Source organism: Pseudescherichia sp. AS216 (assembly GCF_037152055.1).
Taxonomy (GTDB): Bacteria; Pseudomonadota; Gammaproteobacteria; order Enterobacterales; family Enterobacteriaceae; genus Pseudescherichia.
Window position 1 is genome coordinate 434,864 of sequence record NZ_JBBCMV010000002.1, and the last position, 13,421, is coordinate 448,284.

Consider the following 13,421-nt stretch of genomic DNA (forward strand, 5'->3'; position numbering starts at 1 on the left):
CACTGCACTTTTGCATACCAGGCACAAATGAACCCACTTCTGCTTCCCGATCTTGCGACCTTTGTGACCATCATTGAACAGGGTAGCTTCTCCGCTGCGGCGCGAGCGAGCGGGGCAACGCCCTCGGCTATTAGCCGCTGCGTCTCCCGACTTGAACAGGAGATGGGCTGTAAGCTGCTGCATCGCACTACCCGCAAGCTGGCCCTGACGGAGACGGGCAGAACCGTTTATGAGCATGCCCAGGAGATGCTGGAGGCCGCCAGGCAGGCGCTAGACTCTGGCGGCAGCCTGCAAACCGTTGCGCAGGGCAAACTTACTCTGAGCGTACCGAAAGCCGTAGGGCGCTTCGTTATCCACCCCCTGATGCCCGAGTTTCTTGCCCGCTATCCACAGATAGACGTTACCCTGCGGTTGGAGGATCGCTATGTGGATTTAATTAACGACGGGGTGGATCTGGCGCTGCGTATCACCGACACCCCTTCACCAGGGCTGTACGGTAAATCCCTGATGCCGGTAACCCACGCGATCTGCGCCACGCCTGAGTATTTATGCATGCACGGAACGCCCGCGCATCCACAGGATCTGCGTCGTCACAGCTGCATCTCTCTCGGTGAAACGCCTGCTGACGCACGCTGGAAATTTCGTCTGCGGGAAAAGCTGGAGACCGTTCAGACACGGGGACGCTACGCGGCAAACCATACCGGCGTGCGCCTGGACGCGGTTAAGCAGCATATTGGCATTGGCAGCCTGCCGCTGTTTACCGCCCGCGAAGCGCTGGAGAGTGGGGAGATTGTGCAGGTGCTGCCCGAGTGGGAATTTATCAGCACCTATTCTGGAGAGCTGTGGCTACTGTGGACGCGGAATAAACATATGCCCGCAAAAATGCGGGCACTGATTAGCTATCTGACCGAAAAGATGCCCACCGGCATCGTTTAAGGGTTACTCGACTTCGCGCACGTCTACACGCAGCTCTTTCGGCACCTCGAAGACGATATTCTCTTCGCGGCCTTCAAGGGGAATGGCTTCCCCACCGCCCAGCGCCTGCAGGCGGGCGATGACGTTCTGCACCAGAATATCCGGCGCGGAGGCCCCGGCGGTGACGCCGACGCAGGCGACATTCGCCACCCACTTCTCCTGAATATCGGACGCGTCGTCGATCAGAAACGCTGCTTTCCCCATTCGCTGGGCAAGCTCCGCCAGTCGGTTGGAGTTAGAGGAGTTTTTCGATCCCACTACCAGCACCACATCAGCCTGTTCGGCCAGCGCGCGCACCGCCTCCTGACGGTTGGTGGTGGCGTAGCAGATATCATCCTTACGCGGCCCGACGATCTTCGGGAAACGGCTACGCAGGGCGTCGATGACGTCAGAGGTATCATCCACCGACAGGGTGGTCTGGGTCATAAACGACAGCCGGGTTTCGTCTTTGACGTTGAGCGTCAGCACATCCTCCGGCGACTCTACCAGGTACATGCCCCCTTTCGGGTTGCTGTACTGGCCCATCGTGCCCTCTACTTCCGGATGGCCAGCGTGACCGATAAGAATCGACTCTTCGCCGCGACGGCTGGCGCGTGCCACTTCCATATGCACCTTGGTCACCAGCGGACAGGTGGCGTCAAACACCGTCAGATCGCGGCTTTTCGCTTCGTTACGCACCGCCTGGGAGACGCCGTGGGCGGAGAAGATCAGGATCGCACCGTCCGGCACTTCGCTGATCTGCTCGATGAAGATCGCCCCGCGCTCGCGCAGGCTGTCGACAACGTAGCGGTTATGCACCACTTCGTGACGCACGTAAATTGGCGCGCCGTAGATTGCCAGCGCGTTCTCAACAATGCTGATAGCGCGGTCTACCCCGGCGCAGAAGCCGCGCGGGTTGGCCAACAGGATCTGCATCTTATGCCTCCAGTGCCGGATCGACTTCCAGCACTTCAATATCAAAATGAACGGTTCGATCGGCCAGCGGATGGTTGAAGTCAACGGTGATCGAATCGCCGTTAATCTCACGGATCACGCCTGGCATTTCGCTGCCATCCATTGCGGTAAACAGCATGATTGCACCCATTTCCGGTTCGCCCGCCTCCATAAACTCACGACGCGAGAAGTACTGGATCAGATCCGGGCTGCTGATACCAAAGGCGGCATCCGGCTCCAGCGAAAAGGCACGCTTCTCGCCAGCTTTCAGTCCCAGCAGATGCTGCTCCAGCCCTTCCGACAGCGAGCCGTCGCCAAGGCGAAACAGCGCCGGTTTGCCATTGTTACGGGTAGATTCGGCAACGGAGCCATCATCAAGCTTCAGCGTGAAATGCACCAGCACCGCGCTGTTGCTCTGTACAGAATTAGACATGCAGATATAGCCTTCCAATGTGTTTGCCCGGTGGCGCTACGCTTACCGGGCCTACAGGTTTTGCGCTACGGTTATGCCGCTTTTCTCTTCGCTGCCGAAGGCAAAAAGCCCTCCAGCACGATCAACGCCGCCCCAATACAGATAGCCGTATCGGCGAGGTTAAAGGTCGCGAAGTGCCAGTCGCCGACGTAGAAGTCGATCATATCGACCACGAAGCCGTGCCACAGGCGGTCAAACAGATTGCCCAGCGCGCCGCCAATAATCAGCGCATAGGCAATATTGTTCAGCTTCTGCGAGGCCCTGGCGCGATACATCATCACCGCCAGCACTACGCAGATACCCATAGCGATCCCCGCGAAGAACCAGCGCTGCCAGCCGCCTTTATCGGCGAGGAAGCTAAACGCCGCGCCGTAGTTGCGCGCATAGTGCAGATTAAGCGACGGGAACAGCGATACCGTCTCCCCCAGATTGAAATTCTGGAGGATCAGGAACTTGCTGCCCAGATCGATAATCAGCACGACTACCACCAGCCACAGCCAGCGTAGCCCTGTTGAAAAGATCGGTTTACTCATCAGGCAAACTTACGTTTTTCGCCGTCACCGGCGACGTTAACCACACAGCGTCCGCAAATTTCTGCGTGTTCCGCCACCTTACCGACGTCGGTCGTGTAGTGCCAGCAGCGCTGACACTTCTCACCTTCGGCTTTGCTCAGCGTCACCTTCAGCCCTTTGAGCAGCTCGCTCTGCTGGGCTTCGGCCGGCGCGTTAGTATAGTCTTCAACACCAGCACCCGAGGTCAACAGGATGAATCGCAATTCATCGCCTAACGCCGTCAGCTTCGCCGCCAGCTCGGGCTCGGCATAGAGCGTCACCGCCGCTTCCAGCGAGCCGCCTACCTTCTTGTCGGCGCGCGCCTGCTCGATAACTTTGTTTACCTCGCCGCGGACCTTCAGCAGCTCGCTCCAGTAAGCATCGTTCATGGCTTCCGTTTCGGCCAGGCCAAACAGGCCTTCATACCACTCACCGGTAAAGACATACTGCTCGCGCTCGCCCGGCAGGTAGCCCCAGATCTCATCGGCCGTAAAGGACATGATCGGTGCCATCCAGCGCACCAGCGCTTCGGCAATGTGATACAGCGCGGTCTGGCAGCTGCGACGGGCAACGCTATCGGCTTTCGCGGTGTACTGACGATCCTTGATGATGTCGAGGTAGAACGAGCCCATCTCGATAGAGCAGAAGCGCATCAGGCGCTGCACCACCTCATGGAAGTCGTAAGAGTCGTACGCCTTGAGGATATCCTCCTGCGCGGCCTGGGCACAGCCTACAGCCCAACGATCCAGCACCACCATCTCTTCCGGTTTCACCATATCTTTTGCCGGATCGAAACCGTTGAGGTTCGCCAGCAGGAAGCGTGCGGTGTTACGGATACGACGATAGCTGTCGGCGGCACGTTTGAGGATCTCATCCGATACCGCCATCTCGCCGGTGTAGTCCGTCGAGGCCACCCACAGACGCAGAATATCCGCGCCCAGCTTGTTCATGACGTCCTGCGGCGAGACGGTGTTGCCGATGGATTTCGACATCTTGCGTCCCTGACCGTCCACGGTGAAGCCGTGGGTCAGCACCTGACGATACGGCGCTTTGCCTTTCATGGCGGTGGAGATCATCAGCGAGGACATAAACCAGCCGCGATGTTGGTCAGAACCTTCCAGATACATATCGGCAGCGTGACCGGCAAACTCAGGGCGCACGTCTACAACGGAGGAGTGCGTTGAACCGGAGTCGAACCACACGTCCAGGGTATCCGGCACTTTCTCGTAACTGTCAGCATCCGCGCCCAGGATGTCGCGGGAATCGAGATCCCACCATGCCTGAATGCCGTCCACTTCAACACGTTTCGCGACTTCTTCCATCAGCTCCAGCGTGTTCGGGTGCAGTTCCTGCGTCTCTTTATGCACAAACAGAGACATCGGCACGCCCCAGGTACGCTGACGGGAGATACACCAGTCAGGACGGTTGGCGACCATGGATTCAATACGCGCCTGGCCCCAGTCCGGGATCCACTGCACGCCTTTGATCTCTTTCAGAGACTGCGCGCGCAGGCCTTTCTGATCCATGCTGATGAACCACTGCGGAGTAGCACGGAAGATGATCGGTGTTTTGTGACGCCAGCAGCACGGGTAGCTGTGCTGCATTTTTTCTACGTGCAGCAGCGCGCCGCTGGTGCGCAGCATATCAACGATAATGTCGTTGGCTTTGAAGACGTTGACACCGTCCAGCGTTGGGTAAGTGCCAGGCAGATAAGCGCCGTCAGGACCCACCGGGTTCGCGATTTCCAGTCCGTATTTCAGGCTGATGTTGTAGTCGTCAGGGCCGTGACCACCGGCGGTATGAACCGCACCGGTACCGGCTTCCAGTGTTACGTGATCGCCCAGAATCGCAGGAACATCGAAATCCAGGAACGGGTGTTTGAAGCGCATCAGCTCAAGCTCAGCGCCGTTCACGGTGCCCAGCACGGTGAAGTTATCGATGTGGGCACGTTTCAGAACGCTTTCCACCAGATCTTTCGCCAGGATCAGCGCCTGACCGTCTACCTGCACCAGCGCATAGTCGAAATCAGCAGAGAGCGAGATCGCGCGGTCTGCTGGCAGCGTCCACGGGGTGGTGGTCCAGATAACCAGCGAGATTGGGCCATTTACCGACGTTACGCCAAATTTGGCTTTCACCGCATCCTGATCGACGGCATTGAACGCCACGTCGATAGACGGAGAGGTTTTGTCGTAATACTCCACTTCCGCTTCTGCCAGCGCAGAGCGGCAGTCAACGCACCAGTGCACCGGCTTCGCGCCTTTATGCAGGTGGCCGTTACCGATGATCTTGCCCAGCGCACGGATGATGTTAGCTTCGGTTTTGAAATCCATGGTCAGGTAAGGACGAGACCAGTCGCCCAGCACGCCCAGGCGGATAAAATCTTTACGCTGACCGTCAACCTGTGCGGCAGCGTACTCGCGGCACTTGGCGCGGAACTCGGCGGCGGTGAACTTCTCACCCGGTTTGCCATACTCCTGCTCCACCTTCAGCTCGATCGGCAGACCGTGACAGTCCCAGCCCGGCACGTAAGGCGAATCGAAGCCCGTCAGTCCTTTGGACTTAACGATAATGTCTTTCAGAATCTTGTTAACCGAGTGACCGATATGAATGCTGCCATTCGCATAAGGAGGGCCATCATGCAGAATGAAGGTTTTTTTGCCTTTTTTCGCGGCACGGATGATGCCGTACAGGTCATCATCGTTCCAACGCGCCAGCATTCCCGGTTCGCGTTTGGCGAGATCGCCACGCATCGGGAACCCTGTTTCCGGCAAATTCAGGGTTGATTTAAAGTCACTCATCAGATTCTCGGTTCCGTAATTAAAAACGTGTTTAGCCATTACGCCAGGTTTGATAACCCAAATAACTCGCGGGCGGTTAACTCATCTTTGGCAATTTGCGCCTTCAGCTCATCCAGCGAGGCAAATCGCTTTTCGCTGCGGATCTTTTTTCGCAGCACTACTTCTATATGGCGGCCATAGAGGTCCATTACAACGTCCAGCAGGTGCACTTCCAGCTGCTGGCGCACGCCTTTGACCGTGGGGCGGGTACCAATATTGGCCACGCCGGGCAGCGGTTTATCGCCCAGACCCATCACTTCTACCGCATAGACCCCTTTTACCGGGGAGACCTGACGGCGTAGAGGCACGTTCGCCGTTGGGAAGCCAATGGTGCGTCCCAGCGCGTCGCCGTGCACGACGCGGCCGGAGATAGAGAACGGATGCCCTAGCAGGCTCTCGGCCAGCGGCAGATCGTCATCCGCCAGCGCCTGGCGTACCGCCGTGCTGCTGATGCGCACGCCGTCTTCGCAGAAGGTTTGGGTGCTGGTGACGTCAAAGCCGTACTCCAGGCCAGCCTTCTGTAATAACAAGAAATCGCCCTGCCGACCAGCACCAAAGCGGAAATCGTCGCCGACGGCAAGAAAGCGCACGCCCAGGCGATCCACCAGCAGGTCGCTGACAAAGTTTTGCGCCGTCAGGGCAGCAAAGCGGCGATCGAAGCGCACGCAGAGCACGTAGTCGACGCCGCATTCGGCCAGATAACGCAGCTTTTCACGCAGGCGTGTCAGACGGGCCGGGGCTTTATCGCCAGCGAACAGCTCCAGCGGCTGGGGTTCAAAAATCATTACCACCACCGGCAGGCTACGTTTACGCCCTTCGGCGATCAGGCCGCGCAGCAGCGCCTGATGCCCCCGGTGCACGCCGTCGAAATTACCAATAGTCAGCACACACCCTTGCGGGGCCTGGCTGAGATTATGTGTGCCGCGTATCAGCTTCATGTCTGGCTCAAAACAGTGAAAATCGTCCGAGTATACCTTGTACAGCGTTTAAGGTTAACCGGCGATTGGCCTTGTAAAACAGAAAGCGCCAAGGATTTCATTGCGCTGCCTGCCTACCTAAAGAAAAAGTCGTGTTTCACAGCGATTTTTGTCGTAGAAAGGCTGTATTCATGACCAGCAAGCTGATAGAATCTTGCCCCATCACACGTAACGAGCGTCGCAACGTAGCGCCGCTTATTTGCACAAATCCATTGACAAAAGAAGGCTGAAAGGGCATATTCCTCGGCCTTTGAATTGTCCACATAGATCATATTTGGGAGTTGGACCTTGGCTAATATCAAATCAGCTAAGAAGCGCGCCGTTCAGTCTGAAAAGGCACGCAAGCACAACGCAAGCCGTCGCTCTATGATGCGTACTTTCATCAAGAAAGTATACGCAGCGATTGAAGCTGGCGACAAAGCAGCTGCACAGAAAGCATTTAACGAAATGCAACCGATCGTGGATCGTCAGGCCGCTAAAGGTCTGGTCCACAAAAACAAAGCAGCGCGCCATAAGGCTAACCTGACCGCGCAGATCAACAAACTGGCTTAATCGCCCGTCTGCTGAGCTTTGTTAAAAAACCCGCCAAGGCGGGTTTTTTTACGTCTGGACTATGCCTCTGGCGCTTTAAAACGCGCCCGCAGCAGGCAGTAGCCAATCACTGCCGACAGCAGCGAGCCAGTCAGAATACCCAGCTTAGCCCAGTCCACCAGCTCAGGATCGATACCGTCAAACGCCAGGTTAGTGATGAAGATAGACATGGTAAAGCCGATGCCGCACAGCACGCCGACGGCCATTATCTGGTTGAAGGCTGTTCCATGAGGCAGTTTTGCCAGCTTCATCCGCAGCGCCAGCCAGGTAAAGAGCGTAATGCCCAGCGGCTTGCCGATAAGCAGACCGGCGATAATTCCCAGCGGCAGCATCGAGGCCAGCCCGCTCAGCGTCACATCCTGTAACGGTACTCCCGCATTTGCAAAGGCAAACAGCGGCAGAATAAGCCAGCCTACCCACGGATGAAGCACATGCTCCAGCTGGCGGGAGGGCGATACCCCCTCTTCTTTCGTTAGCGGGATAAAGAACCCCAGGATCACCCCGGCGATGGTGGCATGCACGCCCGACTTCAGTACCGCCGTCCAGAGAACCAGCCCAACCAGTATATAGAGGCCGGTACGCCGCACGTTGAGGGCATTCATGACGGCCAGCACCACGACAGCCAGGGCAGCGACGCCCAGCGACACCATTGACAGATCGCTGGTATAGAACAGGGCAATAATCACGATGGCACCCAGGTCATCGATAATTGCCAGCGCCATCAGGAAGATCTTTAGCGCGGGCGGAATACGGCTGCCCAGCAGCGCCAGCACGCCCAGCGCAAAGGCGATATCGGTCGCGGTAGGGATTGCCCAACCGTGGCTGACCACCGGGTCGTTAGCGTTAAACAGCAGGAAAATCAGTGCCGGGACAACCATTCCCCCCACCGCGGCGATGACCGGGAAGATCGCCTGGTGAAAACTAGCCAATGCGCCCTGGATGAGCTCGCGCTTTACTTCCAGCCCTATCAGCAGGAAGAAGACGGCCATCAGCGCATCGTTAATGAACAGCAGCATGTTCTTATTGATATCGAGCGGACCCGCCCTGAACTGCACCGGCAGGTCGAGAAAAGCACGGTAGGCCTCTTGAGTCGCCCCCAGATTGGCGCAAAGCATAGCCAGCACGGCGGCAATGATAAGCGTCACGCCCCCGGACGCATCGCTGTTAATAAAGCGGCGCAAATGTTTCACAATGGCTCCTTCTGTAGAATTTACTTAATGTCTGAAACAGTTTAACCGTCTGGATTGCGAGGGGACAGAAATAATGAAAAAGCCCGGGCGTTACCCCAGGCTTTCGTGAACGCAGACGCTAACGCTTAACGCGTCAGGTCATCAAAGAACTTCTTTACGCCGTCGAAGAAGCTTTTGGAGCGTGGGCTGTTATGTTCACCCGTTGGGCCACCGAAGCTCTCCTGAAGATCCTTCAGCAGCTGCTTCTGCTTCTCGCTGAGGCCCACCGGCGTCTCAACCACTACGCGGCACAGCAGATCGCCCTGCGCACCGCCGCGTACCGACTTCACGCCCTTGCCGCGCATGCGGAACAGCTTGCCGGTCTGGGTTTCGCTCGGCACCTTCAGGTTAACGCGACCGTCCAGCGTCGGGACCTCAATCTCACCGCCCAGCGCCGCCATGGCAAAGTTGATCGGTACTTCACAGTAGAGGTTGTTGCCTTCACGCTCGAAAATCGGGTGCTGCTTCACCTGAACCTGAACGTACAGATCGCCTGCCGGTGCACCATGCTCCCCAGCTTCGCCCTCGCCTGAGAGGCGAATACGGTCGCCGGTATCGACGCCTGCCGGGATCTTCACGGACAGGGTTTTGCTCTTCTCCACGCGACCGTGGCCGTGGCACTTGTTGCACGGATCTTTGATCAGCGTACCGCGGCCCTGACAGTGCGGACAGGTCTGCTGTACTGCAAAGAAGCCCTGGCGCATCTGCACCTGGCCGGAGCCGTGACAGGTCGGACAGGTCTGCGGCTGAGTACCGGCTTTCGCGCCGCTGCCGTGACAGATGTCGCACTCTTCCAGCGTCGGGATACGGATCTCTTTGGTGACGCCGCGTACGGCCTCTTCCAGCGTCAGCTCCATATTGTAGCGCAGGTCAGCCCCGCGCGACGCGCGCTGGCGACCACGACCGCCGCCAAAGATGTCGCCGAATACGTCGCCAAAGATATCGCTAAAGTCAGCGCCGCCGCCGCCAAAACCGCCGCCGCCGCCCATGCCGCCCTGCTCAAACGCCGCGTGACCGTACTGATCGTAGGCCGCACGTTTTTGCGCATCGGTCAGGATCTCATACGCTTCTTTAATCTCTTTAAATTTGGCTTCGGCCTCTTTATCGCCCTGGTTGCGGTCCGGGTGGAACTTCATTGCCAGACGCTTATAGGCCTTTTTGATTTCACGCTCTTCCGCTGTTTTCGGAACGCCTAAAATCTCGTAATAGTCTTGCTTTGCCATTTGTTTATCTGCCCCTAACATGCGAGCACGGGCGGAGAGGAAACCTCTACGCCCGTGCTGGTTTTCTACCCTACATCAGGGCGATTATTTTTTGTCTTTAACTTCTTCGAACTCAGCGTCGACCACGTCGTCGTCTTTCGCGTTGTTCGCAGAAGCGTCAGCGCCACCCGCCTGCTGCTGAGCGTGCTGCTGCTGAGCAATCTCCATCAGCTTCTGGGAAACCTGGGCCAGCGCCTGCATTTTCGCTTCGATATCGGCTTTGTCTTCACCTTTCAGTGAGGTTTCCAGCGCGCTCAGCGCAGACTCGATAGCGGTTTTGTCTTCAGCCGGCAGCTGATCGCCTGCTTCGGTAACCTGCTTACGGGTGCTGTGCAGCAGGTGGTCACCCTGGTTGCGGGTCTGTACCAGCTCTTCGAACTTACGGTCAGACTCGGCGTTAGCTTCCGCATCCTGAACCATTTTCTGGATCTCATCTTCGTTGAGGCCAGAAGAGGCTTTGATGGTGATCTTCTGCTCTTTGCCGCTGTTTTTGTCTTTCGCGGAAACGTGCAGAATACCGTCGGCGTCGATGTCGAAGGTAACTTCGATCTGCGGCATGCCGCGCGGTGCCGGGTTAATACCGTCGAGGTTGAACTGGCCCAGCGACTTGTTATCGCCTGCACGTTTACGCTCACCCTGCAGCACATGGATGGTTACCGCAGACTGGTTGTCTTCCGCAGTAGAGAACACCTGGCTGTGCTTGGTCGGGATAGTGGTGTTTTTGCCGATCAGCGCAGTCATCACGCCGCCCATGGTTTCGATACCCAGGGAGAGCGGAGTCACGTCGAGCAGCAGAACGTCTTTCACATCACCGGTCAGCACGCCGCCCTGAACAGCAGCACCAATAGCTACGGCTTCGTCCGGGTTAACGTCTTTACGCGGCTCTTTGCCAAAGAACTCAGCAACTTTCTTCTGCACCATCGGCATACGGGTCTGGCCACCGACCAGGATCACGTCCTGCACGTCAGAGACGGAGAGGCCCGCATCCTGCAGCGCAACTTTCAGCGGCTCGATAGAACGGTTTACCAGGTCTTCTACCAGGCTTTCCAGTTTCGCACGGGTCACTTTGATGTTCATGTGTTTCGGACCGGTCGCGTCTGCGGTGATGTACGGCAGGTTCACGTCGGTCTGCTGCGCAGAGGAGAGCTCAATTTTCGCTTTCTCTGCGGCTTCTTTCAGGCGCTGCATCGCCAGCGGATCGTTACGCAGGTCAATGCCCTGATCTTTCTTAAACTCTTCAACGAGGTAGTTGATCATACGGCTGTCGAAGTCTTCACCACCCAGGTGGGTATCACCGTTGGTTGCCAGCACTTCGAAGGTTTTCTCACCGTCAACTTCGTCGATTTCGATAATAGAGATATCGAAGGTACCGCCACCGAGGTCGTATACGGCGATAGTGCGGTTGCCAACTTCTTTATCCAGACCGTAGGCCAGTGCCGCTGCGGTCGGTTCGTTGATGATACGTTTGACTTCCAGACCCGCGATACGGCCAGCGTCTTTGGTCGCCTGGCGCTGAGCATCGTTGAAGTAAGCCGGAACGGTAATAACCGCTTCGGTCACTGGTTCGCCCAGGTAGTCTTCAGCCGTTTTCTTCATTTTTTTCAGCACTTCAGCAGAGATCTGCGGCGGTGCCATTTTCTGGCCTTTTACATCAATCCATGCGTCGCCGTTGTCGGCTGCAATGATTTTGTACGGCATGATGGCTTCATCACGCTGCACTTCTTCGTCCTGGAAGCGGCGACCGATCAGGCGTTTAATCGCAAACAGGGTGTTTTGCGGGTTTGTCACTGCCTGACGTTTAGCCGGCTGGCCTACCAGAGTTTCACCATCCTGGGTATAGGCAATGATTGACGGCGTGGTGCGATCGCCTTCGGCGTTCTCCAGCACACGTGCGGTGGTGCCATCCATAATCGCTACACAAGAGTTGGTAGTACCCAGGTCGATACCAATAATTTTACCCATCTAAACGTCTCCACTAAAAATTTGTTCATCATGTGGTTGTGAATCTGTAATAAGGGCAAATGTTGCGGTTTCAACTGCCCAGAACTGTTTTTTTTCAGACTCACCACTTCGGTTGACTACAAGATGGGGACGTAACGCAACGCATCAAGGGGCGCGCGAGAAAATTTTTTTGCCCGCCTGCCCGCATCCCGATTATGCATTCACCTCCGTGATTAAAATCAAGAAACCATTCACCAAAAAACTGTAATAAAAAGAAAAGATTAGTTGCATGAACCTTTATATTTGCAGGGGTATTATAGGGGCGGACTAATAATGGTTTAACCGAGTAAGAGAACATGATGAAAACCCGATTATCCCTGGCGGCTTCCCTGATACTGGGCATGCTGCTGACCAGTACGGCGCAGGCTAACGATCATAAAGTGATGGGCGTGATTGCTATGCCACGAAATGAAACCAGCGATCTGGCGCTAAAAATGCCGGTTTGTCGCGTGGTGAAGCGCATTCAGCTCACCGCTGACCACGGCGATATCGACCTGAGCGGCGCATCCGTCTACTTCAAAACCGCAAAAAGCGCCAGCCAGAGTCTGAGTGTGCCCTCCTCACTGAAAGAGGGGCAGACCACCGACTGGATCAATATCAATAGCGATAACGACAACAAGCGCTGCGTGGCAAAGATCACCTTCTCAGGCCATACGGTGAACTCCTCTGATATGGCAACGCTAAAAATCATTGGCGATGACTAATCCTCGCTGCTTCTTTTATGGGACATAACGCACCATGAACGTCAGATACCTAAACGACGAAGATTTGGATTTTCTGCAGCATTGCCGCGAGGATCAGCTGGCTGAGCTGACGCGCCTGCTTACCCATAACGAAAAGGGAAAGGCGAGGCTGTCGAGTGCCCTACAGCATAACGAGCTATTCAAAGCGATGGAGGGGCACCCCGAGCAGCACCGCTGCAACTGGCAGCTGATTGCTGGTGAGCTACAGCATTACGGTGGCGACAGCATTGCCAATAAGCTGCGGGGGCATGGCAAGCTTTACCGGACCATTTTGCTGGACGTGGCGAAACGGTTAAAGCTCAAGGCGGATAAAGAGAGCTCGACCTTTGAGATTGAACAGGATCTGCTGGCGCATTTTCTGCGTAACGCCTGGCAGAAGATGGATGCCGCGCAGCAGCAGGCGTTTCTGCAGGAGGTTGAGGCGAAAGTCACTGAGCTGGAGGAGCTGCTGCCGTTGCTGATGAAGGATCCGGCGTTAGCGAAAGGGGTTTCTCATCTGCTCTCCAGCCAGCTCACCCGCATCCTGCGTACCCACGCCGCCGTTAGCGTCATCGGCCACGGGCTGGTGCGCGGTGTGGGCCTTGGCGGCCCGCTGGGGGCGGCGCTAAACGGTGTTAAAGCCGTCAGCGGCAGCGCCTATCGCGTCACCATTCCCGCTGTACTGCACATCGCCTGCCTACGCCGGATCACCGCCGTCGTACAGAAGTGATCTCACCGTTAAAAATATATTTCATTTCACCCTGTTCAGATCATAGACAGAGTAATTGCCGCTCATTATGATGCCGCGCCCCGCCTCCACTATCGTGTGGCGGGGCCTTTACTTTCACCATTTTTATGATGATTTTTTTGA

At 56.5% G+C, this 13,421-nt stretch carries 12 protein-coding genes and 1 pseudogene; 4 read left to right on the forward strand and 9 right to left on the reverse strand.

What is annotated here, in order from left to right; genetic code table 11:
• Positions 1-27: 27 nt before the first annotated feature.
• A complete protein-coding gene (locus WFN61_RS07615) occupies positions 28-936 on the forward strand; it encodes a LysR family transcriptional regulator (RefSeq protein WP_337038455.1) in 909 nt (302 codons plus the stop codon).
• A gap of 3 nt (positions 937-939) precedes the next feature.
• Here the strand turns inward: WFN61_RS07615 and ispH are convergent, their stop codons facing one another.
• The 6 genes and pseudogenes from ispH to WFN61_RS07645 all read right to left on the reverse strand — a co-directional run bounded on the left by ispH (position 940) and on the right by WFN61_RS07645 (position 6,954).
• Entirely contained in the window at positions 940-1,890 is a 951-nt protein-coding gene (ispH, locus tag WFN61_RS07620) for a 4-hydroxy-3-methylbut-2-enyl diphosphate reductase (RefSeq protein ID WP_144816217.1), read from the reverse strand.
• Between the two features lies 1 nt (position 1,891).
• Positions 1,892-2,341 carry an FKBP-type peptidyl-prolyl cis-trans isomerase gene (fkpB, locus tag WFN61_RS07625; protein ID WP_042388172.1) on the reverse strand — a complete coding sequence of 150 codons (450 nt, stop codon included), beginning with the start codon at positions 2,339-2,341 and terminating at the stop codon, positions 1,892-1,894.
• 71 nt (positions 2,342-2,412) lie between these two features.
• On the reverse strand, positions 2,413-2,913 hold the full coding sequence (gene lspA, locus WFN61_RS07630; RefSeq protein WP_144816220.1) for a signal peptidase II: 501 nt from the start codon (positions 2,911-2,913) through the stop codon (positions 2,413-2,415).
• Entirely contained in the window at positions 2,913-5,729 is a 2,817-nt protein-coding gene (gene ileS / locus WFN61_RS07635) for an isoleucine--tRNA ligase (protein WP_144816222.1), read from the reverse strand. The genes lspA and ileS overlap by 1 nt, the downstream gene beginning before the upstream one ends.
• A 38-nt stretch (positions 5,730-5,767) precedes the next feature.
• On the reverse strand, positions 5,768-6,706 hold the full coding sequence (gene ribF / locus WFN61_RS07640; protein WP_257758515.1) for a bifunctional riboflavin kinase/FAD synthetase: 939 nt from the start codon (positions 6,704-6,706) through the stop codon (positions 5,768-5,770).
• A 7-nt stretch (positions 6,707-6,713) separates the two neighbouring features.
• Positions 6,714-6,954 (reverse strand): annotated as a pseudogene (locus tag WFN61_RS07645) (DUF2575 domain-containing protein).
• A gap of 79 nt (positions 6,955-7,033) precedes the next feature.
• Between WFN61_RS07645 and rpsT the strand changes: the two are divergent.
• Entirely contained in the window at positions 7,034-7,297 is a 264-nt protein-coding gene (gene rpsT, locus WFN61_RS07650) for a 30S ribosomal protein S20 (protein WP_042388178.1), read from the forward strand.
• Between the two features lie 59 nt (positions 7,298-7,356).
• On the opposite strand, the gene nhaA is transcribed toward rpsT, so the two are convergent.
• From nhaA to dnaK, 3 genes are all read right to left on the reverse strand, one after another.
• Positions 7,357-8,526 (reverse strand): Na+/H+ antiporter NhaA, encoded by a 1,170-nt coding sequence (nhaA, locus tag WFN61_RS07655; RefSeq protein WP_144816229.1) that lies wholly within the window; start codon positions 8,524-8,526, stop codon positions 7,357-7,359.
• A gap of 125 nt (positions 8,527-8,651) precedes the next feature.
• Positions 8,652-9,788, reverse strand: a complete 1,137-nt coding sequence (dnaJ, locus tag WFN61_RS07660) for a molecular chaperone DnaJ (protein ID WP_144816231.1) — start codon at positions 9,786-9,788, stop codon at positions 8,652-8,654.
• An 84-nt stretch (positions 9,789-9,872) separates the two neighbouring features.
• Positions 9,873-11,789, reverse strand: a complete 1,917-nt coding sequence (dnaK, locus tag WFN61_RS07665; RefSeq protein WP_144816234.1) for a molecular chaperone DnaK — start codon at positions 11,787-11,789, stop codon at positions 9,873-9,875.
• 338 nt (positions 11,790-12,127) lie between these two features.
• Here dnaK and WFN61_RS07670 point away from each other — a divergent pair, with 338 nt between their 5' ends.
• Together WFN61_RS07670 and msyB are read left to right on the forward strand one after the other, a co-directional pair.
• Complete coding sequence (locus WFN61_RS07670; protein ID WP_144816236.1) at positions 12,128-12,532, forward strand: DUF2541 family protein; 405 nt, start codon at positions 12,128-12,130, stop codon at positions 12,530-12,532.
• A 34-nt stretch (positions 12,533-12,566) separates the two neighbouring features.
• Positions 12,567-13,280 (forward strand): acidic protein MsyB, encoded by a 714-nt coding sequence (msyB, locus tag WFN61_RS07675; protein ID WP_144816238.1) that lies wholly within the window; start codon positions 12,567-12,569, stop codon positions 13,278-13,280.
• The last annotated feature ends 141 nt before the right edge of the window (positions 13,281-13,421 follow it).